Raw genomic sequence first — 17,464 nt, 5'->3', positions numbered from 1 at the left:
TGTGCGTTTACACAAGGAAAAAATGATAGTTAAAAATGCCGAACTGAGTTCGGCATTTTTTATGGGTGTCGTTTAGGCCGTTTTTACCGGATATTGAGCAGGGTACTTGGGTGTTGATGCTGATAAGTGTCAAAACTGAGTTTATTGCTTGAGCTATTGTTTTCGCCGCGAAAGCGCAAGCCAAAGAAAAGGGCCGCAATCGCGACCCTATTGATACCTGAGTGTATGCTTACACTCTAAATTCACCGACAGAAGCTTGTAGCTCTTCGGCAAGCTTAGCCACTTGATGGCTCGATTGCGCGGTTTGGTCGGCGCCGATGGCGGTCTCTTCCGAAATGGCCGCGATATGCTCAAGTTTCTCAGATACTTGCTGACTTACTAGATTCTGCTCCTGCGCAGCATGGGCAATGTGCGTACCCGCATCATAGGCCTTGTGTACCGACTGACTGATGGTCTCTAGGGCGAGGTTAGCTTGCTCGGTTTTGTCGACGCAGGCATTGGCTTGGGCACGACCCATATCCATTGCTGCCACGGCTTGCTGGGCGCCCTGTTGCAGCACTTCGATCATTTGTTGGATCTCGCGGGTCGACACTTGGGTTCTCGATGCAAGGCTGCGCACCTCATCGGCAACTACTGCGAAACCACGGCCCTGTTCACCGGCACGTGCCGCTTCAATGGCTGCGTTTAATGCCAGCAGGTTAGTCTGTTCGGCAATGCCACGAATAACATCGAGGATCGAGCCGATTGAGGCGCTGTCCGATTGTACTTTGTTGATCACTTGGCCAGCTTTAGCGACTTCGTCAGCGAGGGCTAAAATGGTGCGCTTATTCTCTTCGGCGATAGTGCGCATGTGTTTGGCTTCTTGATCGGCCTGCTTGATTTGCGCCAGTGCATCATCGGCGCTCATCGACACTTGTTGTGCGCTGGAGCTTAACTCTGTGGTTGCAGTCGCAACTTGGTCGACTTGGTTCTTTTGCTCTTGAATTCCCGTCGTGGTTTGCGCCGTGATTGCCGAGGTTTGCTCGGCCGCCGCAGCGAGCTGGTTAGAGCGGTCCAAGATACCGACGATTAGGCTGCGTAAACTGTCGACTAAACGGTTACAGTTTTTTGCCAGTTCAGCAAATTCATCGTGGCCAGAATCATCCAGTTTATGAGTTAAATTGCCAGAGGCTAACACGTTAAGTGCATTGTTAACTTGGTAGAGTGAACGCTTCAATGGCGCAACCACGGCAAAACTGATGATGACGGCGGCAACGATAGCGATTAGCACCACGATAATGGTACGGATACTGGCTGCATCAATTTTGGCTATGGTGGCTTGGCTCATTTCTGCGGCAGCCGACTCAATGTTATTACTTACATCTTCCATATTGCGGTCAATAACTTTGACGTCTTTCTCAATGATGGCCAGTTGATTTGCCGCCGCCTGAGCGTGGGTTAATTGGCTCGCCTTAAGTTGCACCATAGAGTCAGAGCCTTCGAGCAGCCCAAGGACTTTTTTAATGTCTTCGTTGACAGATTTTAAGGTGTCCGCATCCACAATATCCTGCGCATGGCGGTTGACGTACTCAAGCTTGTTTTTGCTCTCGCTCAGGATGTAGTCGAGTTCTTTAGAAATAAGCTCATGCTTACTCATTTCGTCATTGGTGACTAAATCGGTAATGGTGGTGATGATATTGCCCATGCTGGTATCGATAGCGCTTGCCGATGCCGCAAGACTTTGAGCATCGGGGTTTTGGCTGTTTTCTAGGTCGATAATATCGAGTAATCCCGATGAGGCGTCATCGGCGGCATTTTCCAGCTTTTTCTTTAATCCGATGAGTTGCTCTTGTTTGCTGAGGGTTGCTTCGCGCTCATTGAGCATGGCGAGGCTGTCACGTTCAAAGGTCGAGAAACTGCCATCCAGTTGTGAGATCAACGATGAAAGGTTCGCTTGCCCTTGAACCAGTCGCGTTAGGTTACTGATCTCATTTTTAAACTGGCTACCGTGGTCGCTAAAGACTTTACGGATATCGGGAATGTTAGAGGATTTTGGCGCATGAAAGGCAATGAGCACTTGGCGCTGTTGTTCGCTCAAGGATTCGGTTAAATGAGTGGTGGCCTTCAGGGCAGGCAAGCTTAACTCTTGCATCATTGCCGAACTATCTTTGAGGCTAATGTTCGTCAGGTACGAGGTAAATCCTAACAACACAAGTAAAAGTGTAACAACACTAAACCCGCCAATGACTCGGGTGGCTACATTAACTTTCATAGGATACTCCGGTTATTATTATATTATTCCGAATGAAAAGATTATTAAATTCAGGGCATAGGGTACTGTCGTATATCGACCACTCTCGGGCTTAGTTTAACCCTTTTTTAACTTTTTTTGGGTAATTTTTTGGTCTTTTTCAAGATGCCATAGGGTTAGATGTTCGCCCCAGCAACAGCCTGTGTCTAGCGCTTTTAGTTTGGGATCGTTCACTTTACCCATCAATGCCGCCCAATGTCCAAACACCAAAGTGTGACTCTGGCGTAACGCAGAGGTAAATTCAAACCAAGGTCGTAGCTGTGGATTGTTACAGTCCTCTGGTGGCTGTTTACAGTCAAAATCTAAATGACCATCGACATACAGATAACGCATGCGGGTCAGGGCATTGATACAAAAGCGCAGGCGGTTTAAGCCTATGGCGCTTGGATCCCAACGCTCCGCAGTATCGCTGTACATTTGGCTTATCAATGCTTCGAGGTAATCACTCTGCTTGAGGGCTTGGCTGACAAGTTGCGACTCTTGCCTTAAGACGTCTAATGACCATTGTGGCGGCACACCAGCGTGGGTCATGATGACCTTGTGCTCTGGCAACTCCCGCATTAAGGGTTGCTGCCTTAACCAATAGATTAAACTGGCAATATCAGGCGCATTTAACAGTGGCGCAAGGTTATCGCTGGGTTTATCCCGCTTGAGTTTGCCATGGAGAGCGAGCAGATGCAGATCGTGATTACCGAGGACGGTTTTGCCCGCATCCCCTAGGGACTGAAAATAGCGCAGCGTGGCTAATGAATCGGGACCTCTTGCGACCAAATCGCCCACCGCCCAGAGTTCATCGCGGGATGGGTTAAAGTCGACCTCAGCAAGTAATCGTTTTAATTCGGCAAAACAGCCTTGGACATCACCAACAAAATAATGGGCCACAATATCCTTTCTATTTATAAATCAGTGTAATAAACCGGGGAGTGCTAAACGGAAGGGCTTAATCGTCGCCTTGAAACGTTCGCCAGATTCGCTGACCATACCATAAGTGCCATACATAATGCCAAGGGGCGTATCGAGTACGGTGCCGCTAGTATATTGGTAGGCGGTATTGGGGGGAATCGTTGGGGTTTCGCCGACGACGCCTGCGCCTTGCACTTCACTGATTTTGCCGTTGGCGTCGGTAATAATCCAGTGGCGGGTTTCGAGTTTGGCGGCTTGCTCACCGAGGTTAACTATGGTGATAGTGTAGCTAAAGAGGTATTTCTGATCCTCGGGCGAGGATTGTTGTTCAATGTATTCGGTTTTGACTTCGACTCGGATTGAGTCATCCAATGCGCTCATGCTGCTCCCTTTAATAAGATAGGGCACCCTAAAGTGCCCATCAAACTGATATTGCTTAAGCCTGCTTATCACACACCATATTCGCCATGGCGACATATTGTTCAACGCTGATTTGCTCAGGGCGCAGGTTGGGATCTATGCCTAGTTGCTCAAACTCTTCATCGCTCAACACTTGCTTGAGGTTATTACGCAGTGTTTTACGGCGCATGTTAAAGGCCGTGGTGCAGAGCTGGCGCAGTACATTCACATCCTTACAAGGGAATGGTTTTTCGGCATAGGGCAGTAGACGAACCACGGCCGAATCGACCTTAGGCGGTGGCGCAAAGCTATGGGGCGGCACTTCGAGCACGGGAACCACTTGGCAGAAGTACTGTGCCATCACAGTTAAGCGGCCATAGGCCTTGTTGCCTGGGCTTGCCGATAAGCGCAGCACCACTTCTTTTTGCAGCATAAAGTGCATGGTTTCAATCTGCTCGGCAAATTCGAACAGATGGAACATCAAAGGGGTTGAAATGTTATAGGGTAAGTTACCAAACACTTTGAGTTTTTTACCCGGTACCACCAACTGGCTAAAGTCGAACTGTAGCGCATCGCCTTGGTGAATCGTGAGCTTATCCTTAAGTACAGGGTGATTCTGCAAGCGCTCAACCAGATCGCGGTCTAACTCAACCACGGTCAGGTTATCTATCGCCGTGGCGACAGGTTCGGTTAAGGCGCCAAGGCCGGGGCCGATTTCGACCATCACATGGTCATTATCGGGGGCGATCGCACCCACAATGCGGTTAATCACATTGTCATCGGTTAAGAAGTTTTGTCCGAAACGCTTTCTGGCCGTGTGGCCTAAATGTACTTTGCTACTCATTAATATCTAATCGTTTAGTTTTTTGAGGATAACTCAATGGCTTTATTCAAGGCGCAGACAAAACTGCCAATATCGGCTTTGCCAGTTCCCGCAAGATCGAGCGCCGTACCATGGTCAACCGAGGTACGGATATAAGGTAAACCTAAGGTAATGTTTACCGATTTGCCAAATCCCTGTGACTTTAGAACGGGTAAGCCTTGGTCATGGTACATGGCCAACACGACATCCGCGTCCTGTAAATATTTAGGTTGGAACAGGGTGTCGGCGGGCAGAGGGCCGACAATGTTCATTTGATATTCTTCACGCAGTTCGTTCAGTGCCGGAATAATCACATCGATTTCTTCCCGGCCAAGATGGCCGTCTTCACCCGCGTGTGGGTTTAAACCACAGACATAAATTTTAGGGGAAGCAATGGCAAACTTGCTGATAAGGTCAGCGTGTAAGATCTTGATAATATGATGCAAACGCTGGCGCGTAATGGCTTTTGCCACATAGGCCAGAGGGATATGGGTGGTCACCAGTGCCACCTGTAAACCTTGGGTTGCTAACATCATGACCACATCTGGGCAGTTGGCCTGATGGGCAAAAAACTCGGTATGGCCGCTAAAGGAAATCCCCGCTTGGTTGATGATCCCTTTATGGACCGGGCCTGTAACTACGGCATCAAATTCGCCGCTCATGTTTTTTTCACCCGCATAACGCAGGGTTTCTACCACGTAAGCACTGTTCTGATCATCGAGTTGGCCACAAACGGCGTCTGTTACCAGTTTGAAAGGCGCAATGGTGAGTGTGCCCGCTTCCTGCGGTTTAGGCGGTTGCTCGGGCAAGTAAGGGCGAAACGTGACATTCAGGCCGAGTCGTTTAGCTCGGCTGGCTAATAATTCGGGATCCGCACAAACGACTAACTCAGCAGGCCAAGCCTGCTGAGCGAGTTGCACGACTAAATCGGGGCCGATACCCGCAGGTTCTCCGGGGGTAACGGCAATACGTTTAGTGGTCAATTTACCTTAACCTCGGTTTGACTCAGGCTGAAAGACTTCAATGTATGCGTCGGCACGCATTTCGTCTAGCCAGTTTTGCAGTTCTTCATTAAATTTGCGACGGAAGATCAGTTGGTGCGCACGGTTAGTATTAAATTGATCCGTGGCATCGGTTTTTCTGCGCTCTTCCAGTTGTGTGATATGCCAGCCGTGGGTCGTACGGAAAGGCTCACTGATTTGATCTTGGCTTAAGCTATTCAGCGTTTGCGCAAACTCTGGCACATAAATGCTTGGCTCTGCCCAACCCAGTTCACCACCTTTGGCTGCTGAACCTGGATCTTCAGAATATTGACGCGCTAAATCTTCAAACTTGGCTTCGCCAGAGCGAATTTGCTTTAAGAACTGCTCTAACATGGCCTTAGCACGGTCTTCCGACAGAATTGGCGATGGCTTGAGCAGGATGTGACGCGCTCTAACTTCTTCAATTTCTTTGGTTTGTAAACCACGGGCATCCATGATCTTGATGATGTGGAAACCTGCGCCACTCTTGATTGGGCCGATAATATCGCCTTTCTTGGCGCCATTGATGACTTCCGCAAACAGTGTTGGCATCTCGTTGATGTTCATGTAATCCCAGATACCGCCTTCCAGCGCCTTAGGACCCGATGAAGAGGCGATGGCGGTGCGGCGGAAATCCTCACCACTCTTTAAACGCTCGAGTACGGCGTTCGCGCGCTTGCTGGAGGCTTCCAGTTGTTCACTGCTTGGGTTGTTAGGTACGTCAATCAGGATATGGCCGATTTGGTATTCGACGTCCTTCATACCTTGCTCTTGGATCAGTTTTACCAGGCCGGTGATTTCCTGTGGTGATACTTGGATACGGCGTTGAACTTGGATACGTTGGATTTCACCTAGGGTGATTTCTTCACGCAGTTGCTCACGGTATTGGCTGAAGCTTAACCCTTCGCTCTCGATTTTTTGCTGCATTTGCGCCACGGTCATTTTTTGTTCGCGGGCAATGTTTTCAATCGCTTGGTCTAACTGTAAGTCACCGATATGCAGACCGATACGATCCGCCATCTGCAACTGCAAACGGGTGAGGATGAGTCGCTCGATAACCTGAGTACGCAGTGCACTGTCGGATGGCAACGATTGATTCGCGGCTCTTGCATTGGCTTTTACAGTGTCGATCATGTTGGTGATTTCACTTTCGAGCACAATACCGTCGTTGATTTGAACGGCAACACGGTCGATTGGCTGGGGAGCGGCCATAGTAGGCTGGCTGATAGCGAGTGCAAATAAAGCAAAAATCAGATGTTTACTGGGTTTCATCCACAAAATCCTTGGCACGTTCTAAGGTCAAATTCGACGGCTTATTTAAGTTAACTTTACCATTTATATCGAAATTACAGTGAGTTGCCTAAATGTTCTTTTGTTAGTAACTCTAAAAGCGTGCGTTCCGAGACTTTTTTGGGGAGGAGCGCACGGCTTTCATTAACCTGTTTGGACTCTCAGTCCTTGTTGAGGTTCAGCAATCTACCACAAATCTTTGCTAATTCCTCAGATAAAGCGGTTTTCTGTAGTTAAACAGACCATCATTGAGCATATCCGATACGCCTAATGGGCCTGAACCACCGAGTCCTTTGATGACTAAATTCAGGTAAACACCGCTTTCAAATTGCTCGCGCTCATCGATAACGGCCGAACCAATGTTGTCATCGTAATTGGTCTTAATTCGGTAGTGATAGCTGAGACGGATTGCATAACAGCATGATTCATACTGGAAACCTGTATAGGTTTCTATGCTGCGGCTCTCGTTGAGGTCGTAGTACCAGTTACCGACAAAATACAGACTGTCGTTAATCGGCCATGCGCCACGCACACCCGCTTGGGAAATATTCACCAGATCGTTGGTGTTGGAGTTCAATAGATCCGGCACATAACGATAACTGAGCTGCAGTAGTTTATTGGCTTCGGGGCGGAAGTCTAAGGTGACTTCGGTCTTCTTGTTATCGCTCGAGTTGGTATCGTATTGAATCGCGGCACCTAAATACCAGTCGTGGCTTAAGCGGGTATCTAACTCGGCGGCCAATACTGAGGTCGATTGATTTTGCTCGAAGAGGTTATCTTCGTAACCCAGCTTACTGTCCTGCAGATAGAGGATCTGACCTAGGCTGAACTTAGTCGCCTCTTGGTTGTGATCGTCGAAGAAACGCGTGGTCACACCTAGGGTGACTTGGTTTGCATCGGCGATACGGTCAAGACCAGAGAAGCGGCGGTCACGGAACAGACCAAAGTAGTCGTCCTGCAACTGGGCAGTATCGTAAATACCGATGCCACGCTGATCTTCATAACCTACGTATAAATACTGGAACTGAGGTTCGAGCGTCTGACGGTAGTTTTGATCGAACAGTTCGGTAAAGCGCTCGAAGTTAATCTGACCATTGATCCGCACCTGTGGAATCGTGCGGCTCACTGTATCGTCTAAGCCATCGAAGGCACTGTTATTTTGTTCCTGCCAATAGTTGGTTTGCATCAACTTTACTTGACTGGTCAATGAGCCAGATGGACCATGAATAGGCAGCGTCAGGCTAGGCGCCATATGCAGACGAGTAGCAGTATTCATGTCGCTGTCTTGATGGGCGAAATTGGTCAGCTCCGAGTTAAAGCCAAAGTCCAAGTTGTTCCAAAAGTCGGCGGCGCGGTAGTTAAAGTTAACCTGTGGCATCACTTGATAAGGTTTTTCGTCCTCACCCAGTACTTTAATGTCTTGCACCCGCGTGCTGATATCCCAGTTACGCTCAAAGTAGCTGACTTCACCAATCCGCGATAATTGGTTATCGGTGGCGCGGTTCACATCTGACTTTAAATCGTTGAAATAGTTGTTATCCGACACTTCGGTAAAGTTGGCGAGTACCCGCCAGTTTTTATCGATGGCGCCTTGATGTTGCCAGTTATAGAGGTAACGATTTGGGCTACCGCTGATCATCTGGTCATTGCCCAAATACTCTAAATTCAAGCGACCATTTTGGGCCTCACCCGCGAGATAACGAAACTCTGTCTTGGTGAATAAACCACGACTAGACATATAGTTAGGTGTGAAGGTGAGGTCGTATTCCGGCGCGATATTCCAATAATAGGGTGCGGAAACTTCAAAACCGTTGGTGGTGCTGGTGCTAAAGCTTGGGTAGAGGAAGCCAGTTTTACGTTTATCGGAAACTGGCACCGTCATATACGGAATATAGAACACCGGAATATCGGCGACTCTCAGCTTGGCATTCCAAATCTCGCCCCATTCTTCTTCGCTGTTGATCTTGATTTTTTCTGCTTCGAGCAGCCAAGAAACATTATCTGGCGGACAAGTGGTGAAGTTAGTGTTGGTTAAGATCAGGTTGTTGTTCATGGTGATTTGCAGCTTTTCGGCATCGCCGTGAACCTGCTGACCATGTAGCCAATACTGGGCACCCTTTAGGGTTGCGCGGTTGCTGCGCATCTGTGCCTGCAGCGAATCGGCGGTAACGGTAAAAATACTGTCTTGGAAAACGAGGTTGCCGTTGGCATCGAACTGCTCGGTCGCTTGGTCGAGAATCGCTTCATCGGCGGCAATGTGTCTGTCGCCCTGACTGAAGACCACATCACCGGTAAAAATGGCTTGTTTGCCCATTTCGGCGTTGGAGCGGTCCGACACGATACGAATTTTCTCTTGATCGGCGGCGCTCAGGCCGGGCTCAGATACGATACGAGGTACTGGCGGTTCAATGACGCATTGTGACGCTGAGGCTGTGGGAGATTCGTCTGCCAGGACAACTTGCGGTAACAGGCTCAAGGCCAGAAAGTAACGGATCTGCATCTTAGGTCAATAATAATGATTTCTTTGTCTGGACAAGTATCGACGGGGAAAGTTGCAAACTACAAGTGCAACGCAGCAAATAAATCTCTCAATTTCTTAGCTGTTTCCAAATTATATGCCAGCTATAATAAAGCAATTTTTCTATAAGAGCCATGAAATGACTTTATCCGACTCGAGATTTATTTCCCTTAATCAGTGGCTGAACCGTTATTTTTCCTATGATGTGACCCCGATTCTGATTTCCGGTGATGCCAGTTTTAGGCGCTATTTCCGGGTCACGGACCGCGATGCGAGCTACATTGTTGCCGATTCGCCACCCGCCTTAGTGCCTATCGCACCTTTTATCGCCCTCGCCAGTGCCTATGCGGCGGCGGGACTGACAGTTCCAAAAGTCATCGCCTCCGATGCTGAGCAAGGCTTTATGCTTCTGAGCGATCTCGGGGATACTCAGTTATTGTCTGTGCTGACCGATGCGAATGTGGCGGACTATTATCGCCGCGCCTTGGCATTATTGCCTCTGGTGGCCTCAGTGGTTGAAAGCTTTGATCCTGTCACTGGCAGCACGCAGCCATTGCCTTTATATGATGAGGCGTTTGTGCGCCGTGAGCTGGGAATTTTTACCGAGTGGCTGTTAGAAAGACATTTACAGCTTGAACTTAGCGACAAGGAACGCTCGCTTATAGAAAAAAGCTTTGACCTATTAGTGGAAAATGCCCTCGCACAACCTAAGGTGGGCATGCACCGCGATTACCACAGCCGGAACTTGATGCTCAAAGAGGGCGAGCTGTGCGTGATTGATTTCCAAGATGCGGTGCTAGGGCCAGTGACCTACGATGCCGTGTCATTACTGCGGGATTGCTATGTGCGTTGGCCGCAAACCATGGTGCAGGAATTAATGCAGCAGCATTATCAACAAGTGCTTGGGTTGGGGCAAATCCCGGCGCAGACATCTTTTATCCAGTATCAAACCTGGTTTGATTTAATGGGATTGCAGCGCCATATCAAGGCGGCGGGGATTTTTGCGCGTTTACATTATCGTGATAACAAGCCCGCCTATATGGCCGATATTCCGTTAACCTTGTCGTATATTGTGGATATTGCCAACCTTTATCCTGAGTTGGCGCCATTTTCCGCTTGGGTGCAGTCGTGTGTTGTGCCTGCGTTTGCGGCTAAGGGAAAAGATACTCTGCAGGGAGACAAGCAATGAAGGCCATGATCCTCGCGGCAGGCAGGGGAGAGCGTTTACGCCCCTTGACCGACACCCTGCCCAAACCTTTAGTGCCCGTCTTAGGTAAACCGCTGATTGTGTACCATATTGAGAAGTTGGCCGCGGCGGGTATCGTGGATATCGTAATAAATCACGCTTGGCTTGGGCATAAGCTGGTCGAAACCTTAGGGGATGGTCACGCCTTTGGGGTGAACATCCAATATAGCGCCGAAGCATCGGCCCTCGAAACCGGAGGCGGAATTAAGCAGGCATTGCCCCTGCTGACTGACGGCGACTCGGATGCAGCGTTTTTAGTGCTCAATGGCGATGTGTTTATTGATGCCTTGCCGACGATTGCTCCCTTAGCGGATACTGCTCTGGCGCATTTATGGTTGGTGCCGAATCCTGAGCAACATCCTAACGGCGACTTTGCCTTGGAACAGGGCCTTGTACGTGAACAGGGTGAGCAAAAATACACTTTCTCTGGCATGGGCTTATATCGGCCATCATTATTTGACGGCACGCCGGATGGTGCCTTTGCCCTTGGGCCTTTGCTGCGGGCTAAAATGGCCGATGGCCTGATCACCGGAGCACACTTTAATGGACTCTGGTGCGATGTAGGGACGATTCCACGTCTGCAAGCATTAGAGTCAGCGCTAGCGTAATGGCATATCGCCTAACGTTTAGCGCCCTGAGTGTACGGGTCACTCGCTATATCGATTGACTGAATAAATTATCAAATTGGGAATTAAGATGCGCCTTTGGGGTAAGTTTTTTGGATTTGTTATCGGGTTTATGTTTGGCCGTATTTTCGGTGCGCTACTGGGCTTATGGCTTGGGCATCTCTACGACAAACGCGCCGGTGGTGGCGCCAGTTTTAGTCAGATCTTAGGTCAGGCTAAAAATCGACAGGGGATATTCTTTAACACCACCTTCGCCGTAATGGGCCATGTGGCCAAGGCGTCGGGTCGAGTGACTGAGACCGATATCCGTATCGCAACCATGTTGATGGACCAGATGCGCCTAACGGGTGAAGCCCGTAAAGAGGCGCAGCAGGCGTTCCGTGAGGGTAAAGAGCCAGACTTTGACCTACGTAGCAGCTTGCAAGCCTTTCGCGCTGTGACCCAAGGCCGCCAAGAACTGGTACAAATGTTTATCGAGATCCAAATTCAAACCGCCTTATCGGACGGTGAGCTCGATCCCGCTGAGCATGCAATCCTGATGACTGTGGCCCAAGAGTTAGGTTATGGTCGTGGGCAACTCGATGAATTACTTAAGCGTTGGCAAGCAGAATACCGTTTCCACCAGACCTCAAATGGTAATAAAACCTCTATTACCGACGCCTATCATTTGCTCGGCATTAATGCCGAGGCGACGGATCAAGAGGTGAAACGGGCTTATCGCAAGTTGATGAATGAACATCATCCCGACAAGTTAATCGCTAAGGGGTTACCACCCGAGATGATGGAAATTGCCAATCGAAAGGCGCAGGACATCCAAGCTGCGTACGACAGGGTGAAATCGGAGCGCGGCATGCGCTAACGCTTCGGTTAACGTTGTCGACGCAAGGAATAATAACGACAGATAAGGGATTAAGATGAAATACGTTAACCGATTAACTGTGATTGCTGGTTTGTTACCGCTTGCCCTCGCATTACCAACCTATGCCGAACCTGAGCTGTTTGTCGCCCCCTACGGTGGTTACAGCTTTGGTGGTAGCTCGTTCGATATCAATGAACTCGATGCTAACAACACTGAAACCGATAATAAGCAGAGTGTGGGTATCGAAGAGGCGAGCCATTACGGCATCATGTTAGGGATTGGCACTAACGATCCCGGTAATATTTACTTGCTCTACAGTCGCCAATCCTCCGAGCTGAAAAGCGGCGGCCTGTTTACCCCAGACTTAGTCGCCTCCTTAGATGTGGACTATATCCATCTTGGCGGTACCTTATTCTTCCCCAGTGGCGATTTTCAGCCCTACATTACCGCCAGTGCCGGGGTGACTCGGATGATGCCCGATGATTGGTCAACGGAAACCCGTTTCTCCATGGGCATTGGTGGTGGCGCCGAATACCGCATGACGCAAAACTTCGCCCTGTTTGCGGATCTGCGTGGCTACGCGACCTTTATCGACAGTGACAGCTCACTTTTTTGTAATGAAGACCAATGCCTATGGCACGTAACATCGGATGTCATGTGGCAAGTGCAAGCCAATATTGGGGTCAAACTCAGTTTTTAATTTCTCAGCTTTCGGGCAAGGTGCAAACGCAGTTAAGAGGTAAAGATGAAAATAGTCGTACTCGATGGTGAAACCTTAAACCCTGGGGATTTAACTTGGCAAGCGGTCAGCGCATTAGGGGAATTTAGCTGTTTTGCCCGCACGCCCTCGGCGGAGATTATCCCCCGCGCTCAGGATGCCGAGATTGTGCTCACCAACAAGACGCCCCTCGATGCCAACACCTTAGCCCAATTGCCTAAGCTCAAATATATCGGCGTGCTCGCCACGGGTACTAACGTGGTGGATCTTGCCGCCGCAAAAGAGTTAGGCATAGTGGTCACCAACGTACCTGCCTATGGCCCCGATGCCGTCGCACAAATGGTGTTTGCCCATATTTTGCATCACACGCAAGCCGTTGCGGCGCACCATCAAGCCGTTGCCGCAGGGCAATGGAGTAATTGCAGTGACTTTTGTTTTACTTTAATGCCGCTGCAATCCCTTAAAGGTAAAACCTTAGGCTTGATTGGTTATGGGGATATTGGCCAGCAGGTGGCTAAACTTGCCTTAGCCTTCGGCATGAAGGTATTAGTAAATACCCGCACCGAACCTAGCGATTTACCCCTAGGCGTGAGTTGGACATCCCGTGATACGGTATTCAAGGAGTCCGATATTCTCTCGCTCCATTGTCCACTTACCCCTGAGACAACCGAGCTGATTAATGCCCAAACCCTCGAATTAATGAAGCCGCAGGCGCTACTGATCAACACCGCGCGCGGCGGCTTAATCGATGAGGCCGCGCTGGCGGCCGCATTAACGCAGGGCAAAGTCTTTGCTGGCGTCGATGTACTCTCGACCGAACCACCGAGTGCGGATAATCCGCTACTAACTGCGCCCAATATCAGTATCAGTCCCCACAATGCTTGGGCGACCAAAGAAGCGCGGCAGAACCTACTCAATATCGCGACGGCAAATCTCAGCGCTTATTTAGCTGGCGATAGAGTGAATTGGGTGAATCCCTAAGGCTTGTGGGTTAGCTTGTTCCTGTAGGAAACGTTTTCATTCCAAAGAAATGCAGTTGGAATTGAAGGGGAAAAATGTGTTGGATAGTTCCGTTAACGGCATAAAATTTTGGGGAGACGATATTTAAGTGCTGAGTTATAGGTGAGCCATGGTCGGTGTTTTTCAAGATAGTTGTCACTCTTTGTTTAAATATTAAGCTGCATTTATTACGCCTTCTTCTGGTGCCTTATCTGGGTTGAGTGTTACAGCGCCAACCGCTTCACAATTTCTGATCTCTGTAGACCAACGCATCGGTTTTCTTTCCTTCGCCGCCTCAAGCACTTTCTTGCGCTTCGCTAAAATAGCGCCATCTTGCAGTGCATGACGTTGCCCTGGTGAGACAAAATTTAGCTGGCTGTGTTTATGCTCATCGTTGTACCAGGTTACAAACTTTTCCACCCATTCTCTTGCTGTTGCTAAGCAGCTAAAACCTGATGCCGGCCACTGTGGGCGGTATTTCAACGTTTTAAATAACGACTCTGAAAAGGGGTTGTCATTACTCACCCGCGGCCGACTTAATGATGCCGTAATACCAAGCTCTTCCAGCTTGGCTTTCATGGTCAGTGACTTCATCGGCGCCCCATTATCAGAATGCAGCACTAATGGCGTGTTAAAGCATTGCTCGCGTAACAGACAGCGTTGGATTAGCGCAGCGGCATATTCCCCACTTTCTTGCTCATGAACTTCGTAACCCACTATTTTTCTACTGTAAATATCTTCAAACAGGTACAAATAGTAGAACTGGCCTTTGACGATTGAGGCTAAATAAGTGATGTCCCATGACCACACTTGATTCGGCCCATCTGCCCGATAACTCAACGGTTTGCTTCGATTGACCGCAGCCTGAGTGCGGCCACGATGGTTAAGTTGACCATGAGCATTTAACACTCTGTAGAAGCTGGATTCCGAGGCGATATAAATCCCGTTATCTAATAATGTTGGCACAATTTGCGACGGGGGTAAGCTGGCGTACTCCGCTTGATTGCACACACTTAATATCTGTTGTCGCTCATGTTCTTCGAGTTTATTTGCTGGCTCTGGTCGAGCTGCTGTTGGCCTTAAATCAGCTTGCACTTGACCTTCTCGATACCAACGTCGATAGGTACGCTTACTGAGGCCCGTTTCAGCACAAGCCTTATAAAGGCGAGCACCATTGGTATAGGCCTCTTGGATTAAGGCAATCAATGCTATGCGCTCAGGCAAGGGGGTTAGCTCTCCTCGCTGTCGTCCCCCCAGAGCGCATTGAGCTTTTTTCTGAGCACCAGTAACGCAGCAGCTTCAGCCAGCGCTTTCTCCTTATAGCGCAATTCCCGTTGCAGCGATTTGATTTCGGCTTTGTCAGCCTTAGCCTGCTGTTTAATGGTTTTAGTTTGTACTTCTGAGGTTTGAAAACCAGCTAAACAATCCTGTTTCCACTGCTGTACTTGCTCGCGGAACAAGCCCTTTTCACGGCAATACTGGTTTATCTCCGCTTCCGACAGCGGCGCTGTTTCAATAATCACGGCAAGTTTTGCTTCAGCCGACCAATCATCGGCTGTTAATGTTTTACCTGGCACGGGGCGACCTTCTTTTCTGGCAATATCTCGCCAATGATACAAGGTTTGCACCGCGATGCCTTCTTCCCGAGCGACCTCTGCGACCGTTAAGTTGTGAGGAGGTAATAATTTTTTAAGGATCGCTTCTTTACGTTCTGGTGAATACCGAGCCATATCGTTCTCTTTTGCCGCACCCTGTCTTTAAACATAATGATTATTTAGGGGTGACAACAATCCTGACACAGGGGGTGGTATTCGCTCACCGACACGCAGCGAGTCCGTCCGTGGATGCTCGACCGCCCCGTCCATGGGGCGGACGGTCGTCTCGCAAACCTCCATGGCACACCCTTTCAGCATCGGCGTAATCTGTAAGTTTTAAAAAGAAATACACAGCATGCTTTGGGACATTTCCGAATTAAAGACTTAACTCTAACGCGTCTGTTACGGATAAAAAAATTCTATGGGTAACGGCATGGCTTAACTGTGAAGCGAAGCGAAACCGAGCCATGCCTTAGCAGTCCAGCTTGATTGGCTTGTTAGGCATACTTAGCTAAACTTGTCCATCTTAGGATTTGTTGGGCTATGACATACGACTTTAACATTCCACCATGTACCTCTTAGCCACTTCTTGGGTTGATTATTATCTTCGTAAGCTTCTTCACTCACAAAATCTACACTTTTACAGCCCGTATGATACTTGCTAGAAAGAAGATATTTAGCTGTTTTAGTTCTTAATTCTGTAGTGTTGGTTTGATAACTATGTAAGTCACCTGAAGCGGCACTTTTTTCCCATATATGCACGTCATAAAAGTAAGAGTCATTAGATTGTTTACCTTTCTGATAATAATCTAATCCACCCTCTAATACGTATGTTGAAACCATAGTTTCATGTGAGTAGATAGCACAGCCAGATAAGAGACTTAATAATATTATCGTGCTCAAAAACTTCATTGGATACTCCTGTATGCCTAACGCTTTGCACAGCGGCGCGAGGTACGAGCGTCCGGCGCCGCAGGCACGAACTGCTGCAATTTGTTAAGTGTTTTTTGACTTGCCATCACTATAGCGCTCGAACTCCATACCCAACAATTTGAATTTTGCAGCATATGGAATAACTAATAGACCAATGAATATTCCAAGTAGTGTTAACTGTTGAGAGCTGAACTTATATATACCCGCTATATCCAACGCCAAAATTACAGCAACCAAGAATGCCAGTAGATAACAGGCAACGCTAAAACTGTCAGTTACTCTGCTAGATTTGCTCTTGGTTTCAACCTTATTCTGAGCGCGACCGCCAGTCAGTAATGAATTGAAAGAAGGTAGTGATGGAATAAGGGTTACACTACCGTCAGATTCGTTGACCATACCAATTTGTTTGGCCTGACCTTCAAACACATAGACTAATGATAGAGGGCTCGAAGGTAGAAGCTTAGCGTATGACGCAACCTGTTTTGCTGCAGCGTTTAGTGCATTTCCTTTTGCGCCATTCTTAACTTCAATTATCGCTACAACATCGTTTGTATCTGGATCGATTATTGCCACGTCGATATATCTTCGCTGTCCGTTGCTAGAACTAACGGCGAATTCGAAGCGCACCGATCCATCGGGATAACCCAGTTCTTTCAGTTCTTGAAGTAAGTAATTTACTGCTGCAGCTTCGTTCAATACTCAAAACTCCATGTGACACTTAACATTTTATTCGTGCGCATGCGCGTTTACCTCGTTGGACCAGTAAAAACGCGCACGGTTAACTATCTGTATGCAAAGAAGTTATCAGCTTTCTGCCAAATACACTATCTGGAAAAACGCGCATGCGCCTTTTCCAAACCTATTAACTAAAACTCAGCCACTATAGTTATTTGATTTTATAGAATTTTATTTGCTACAGATGGAATTAATGCGCACTGATATTGTCTTAAAATTACACCAAAGTATCTAAATTTAAATATGACTGTATAGCCATACATTATCAGCCACTTCGCGGTAGGGCCAAACATAGGTAACTAGATGAGAATTTGTATGGCAACAAGAGTAGGTATTTTCGATTTAGATAACGAGCCGAAATACACTTTGGGGCAAATATCTTTTTAGCTGAACGAGCAGCTAGAGGGATAGTTAGGATTGGCATTGTTGCAACAGTGACCGTTGGCGGCATGGCCACTCTTTCACATCC

15 protein-coding genes are annotated in these 17,464 nt (G+C 48.3%); 5 read left to right on the top strand and 10 right to left on the bottom strand.

The window, feature by feature from the left end:
* Positions 1-229: 229 nt before the first annotated feature.
* The 7 genes from N7386_RS16695 to lptD form a co-directional block, all read right to left on the bottom strand.
* Complete coding sequence (locus N7386_RS16695; RefSeq protein WP_279769807.1) at positions 230-2,251, bottom strand: methyl-accepting chemotaxis protein; 2,022 nt, start codon at positions 2,249-2,251, stop codon at positions 230-232.
* Positions 2,252-2,347: 96 nt separating this feature from the next.
* Positions 2,348-3,172 (bottom strand): symmetrical bis(5'-nucleosyl)-tetraphosphatase, encoded by an 825-nt coding sequence (locus N7386_RS16690; protein WP_279769805.1) that lies wholly within the window; start codon positions 3,170-3,172, stop codon positions 2,348-2,350.
* A gap of 21 nt (positions 3,173-3,193) precedes the next feature.
* The gene (apaG, locus tag N7386_RS16685) at positions 3,194-3,574 is read right to left on the bottom strand and encodes a Co2+/Mg2+ efflux protein ApaG (RefSeq protein ID WP_011621699.1); all 381 of its coding nucleotides are present in this window, start codon (positions 3,572-3,574) and stop codon (positions 3,194-3,196) included.
* A 55-nt stretch (positions 3,575-3,629) separates the two neighbouring features.
* Positions 3,630-4,436, bottom strand: a complete 807-nt coding sequence (gene rsmA, locus N7386_RS16680; RefSeq protein ID WP_011627022.1) for a 16S rRNA (adenine(1518)-N(6)/adenine(1519)-N(6))-dimethyltransferase RsmA — start codon at positions 4,434-4,436, stop codon at positions 3,630-3,632.
* A 14-nt stretch (positions 4,437-4,450) separates the two neighbouring features.
* Complete coding sequence (gene pdxA / locus N7386_RS16675) at positions 4,451-5,437, bottom strand: 4-hydroxythreonine-4-phosphate dehydrogenase PdxA (RefSeq protein WP_089067145.1); 987 nt, start codon at positions 5,435-5,437, stop codon at positions 4,451-4,453.
* Positions 5,438-5,443: 6 nt separating this feature from the next.
* Positions 5,444-6,748, bottom strand: a complete 1,305-nt coding sequence (surA, locus tag N7386_RS16670; protein ID WP_089067146.1) for a peptidylprolyl isomerase SurA — start codon at positions 6,746-6,748, stop codon at positions 5,444-5,446.
* Between the two features lie 220 nt (positions 6,749-6,968).
* Positions 6,969-9,266: an LPS assembly protein LptD gene (gene lptD / locus N7386_RS16665; protein ID WP_248967443.1), complete on the bottom strand. Its 2,298-nt coding sequence runs from the start codon at positions 9,264-9,266 to the stop codon at positions 6,969-6,971.
* 115 nt (positions 9,267-9,381) lie between these two features.
* Between lptD and N7386_RS16660 the strand changes: the two genes are divergently transcribed.
* The 5 genes from N7386_RS16660 to N7386_RS16640 all read left to right on the top strand — a co-directional run bounded on the left by N7386_RS16660 (position 9,382) and on the right by N7386_RS16640 (position 13,714).
* The gene (locus tag N7386_RS16660; protein WP_279769799.1) at positions 9,382-10,473 is read left to right on the top strand and encodes a phosphotransferase; all 1,092 of its coding nucleotides are present in this window, start codon (positions 9,382-9,384) and stop codon (positions 10,471-10,473) included.
* Complete coding sequence (murU, locus tag N7386_RS16655; RefSeq protein WP_279769797.1) at positions 10,470-11,138, top strand: N-acetylmuramate alpha-1-phosphate uridylyltransferase MurU; 669 nt, start codon at positions 10,470-10,472, stop codon at positions 11,136-11,138. Before N7386_RS16660 ends, murU begins: the two co-directional genes overlap by 4 nt.
* A gap of 88 nt (positions 11,139-11,226) precedes the next feature.
* Positions 11,227-12,015 carry a co-chaperone DjlA gene (djlA, locus tag N7386_RS16650; RefSeq protein WP_011621706.1) on the top strand — a complete coding sequence of 263 codons (789 nt, stop codon included), beginning with the start codon at positions 11,227-11,229 and terminating at the stop codon, positions 12,013-12,015.
* A gap of 55 nt (positions 12,016-12,070) precedes the next feature.
* Positions 12,071-12,715 carry an outer membrane beta-barrel protein gene (locus N7386_RS16645; protein WP_279769794.1) on the top strand — a complete coding sequence of 215 codons (645 nt, stop codon included), beginning with the start codon at positions 12,071-12,073 and terminating at the stop codon, positions 12,713-12,715.
* Between the two features lie 45 nt (positions 12,716-12,760).
* Positions 12,761-13,714 carry a D-2-hydroxyacid dehydrogenase gene (locus N7386_RS16640; protein WP_279769792.1) on the top strand — a complete coding sequence of 318 codons (954 nt, stop codon included), beginning with the start codon at positions 12,761-12,763 and terminating at the stop codon, positions 13,712-13,714.
* 192 nt (positions 13,715-13,906) lie between these two features.
* On the opposite strand, the gene N7386_RS16635 is transcribed toward N7386_RS16640, so the two are convergent.
* The 3 genes from N7386_RS16635 to N7386_RS16625 form a co-directional block, all read right to left on the bottom strand.
* Positions 13,907-15,462, bottom strand: a protein-coding gene (locus tag N7386_RS16635) for an IS3-like element ISSpu6 family transposase (protein WP_086937296.1) whose coding sequence is annotated in 2 segments (ribosomal slippage) — positions 13,907-15,000 and positions 15,000-15,462 — 1,557 coding nt in all. Because the reading frame shifts where the segments join, the coding sequence is not laid out codon by codon here.
* A gap of 372 nt (positions 15,463-15,834) precedes the next feature.
* Positions 15,835-16,239 carry a hypothetical protein gene (locus tag N7386_RS16630; RefSeq protein WP_279769790.1) on the bottom strand — a complete coding sequence of 135 codons (405 nt, stop codon included), beginning with the start codon at positions 16,237-16,239 and terminating at the stop codon, positions 15,835-15,837.
* A gap of 84 nt (positions 16,240-16,323) precedes the next feature.
* On the bottom strand, positions 16,324-16,956 hold the full coding sequence (locus N7386_RS16625) for a type I restriction enzyme HsdR N-terminal domain-containing protein (protein WP_279769788.1): 633 nt from the start codon (positions 16,954-16,956) through the stop codon (positions 16,324-16,326).
* Positions 16,957-17,464 lie beyond the last annotated feature (508 nt).

The sequence above is a fragment of the Shewanella sp. GD04112 genome (assembly GCF_029835735.1).
GTDB lineage: Bacteria > Pseudomonadota > Gammaproteobacteria > Enterobacterales > Shewanellaceae > Shewanella.
This window is presented reverse-complemented; position numbering and strand designations above follow the sequence as displayed.

Excerpts from the sequence above, each read along its gene's own strand:
- N7386_RS16695 (WP_279769807.1), bottom strand. The coding sequence starts at position 2,251 with ATGAAAGTTAATGTAGCCACCCGAGTCATTGGCGGGTTTAGTGTTGTT.
- apaG (WP_011621699.1), bottom strand. The coding sequence starts at position 3,574 with ATGAGCGCATTGGATGACTCAATCCGAGTCGAAGTCAAAACCGAATAC.
- rsmA (WP_011627022.1), bottom strand. The coding sequence starts at position 4,436 with ATGAGTAGCAAAGTACATTTAGGCCACACGGCCAGAAAGCGTTTCGGA.
- surA (WP_089067146.1), bottom strand. The coding sequence starts at position 6,748 with ATGAAACCCAGTAAACATCTGATTTTTGCTTTATTTGCACTCGCTATC.
- lptD (WP_248967443.1), bottom strand. The coding sequence starts at position 9,266 with ATGCAGATCCGTTACTTTCTGGCCTTGAGCCTGTTACCGCAAGTTGTC.
- N7386_RS16660 (WP_279769799.1), top strand. The coding sequence starts at position 9,382 with ATGCCAGCTATAATAAAGCAATTTTTCTATAAGAGCCATGAAATGACT.
- murU (WP_279769797.1), top strand. The coding sequence starts at position 10,470 with ATGAAGGCCATGATCCTCGCGGCAGGCAGGGGAGAGCGTTTACGCCCC.
- djlA (WP_011621706.1), top strand. The coding sequence starts at position 11,227 with ATGCGCCTTTGGGGTAAGTTTTTTGGATTTGTTATCGGGTTTATGTTT.
- N7386_RS16645 (WP_279769794.1), top strand. The coding sequence starts at position 12,071 with ATGAAATACGTTAACCGATTAACTGTGATTGCTGGTTTGTTACCGCTT.
- N7386_RS16640 (WP_279769792.1), top strand. The coding sequence starts at position 12,761 with ATGAAAATAGTCGTACTCGATGGTGAAACCTTAAACCCTGGGGATTTA.
- N7386_RS16630 (WP_279769790.1), bottom strand. The coding sequence starts at position 16,239 with ATGAAGTTTTTGAGCACGATAATATTATTAAGTCTCTTATCTGGCTGT.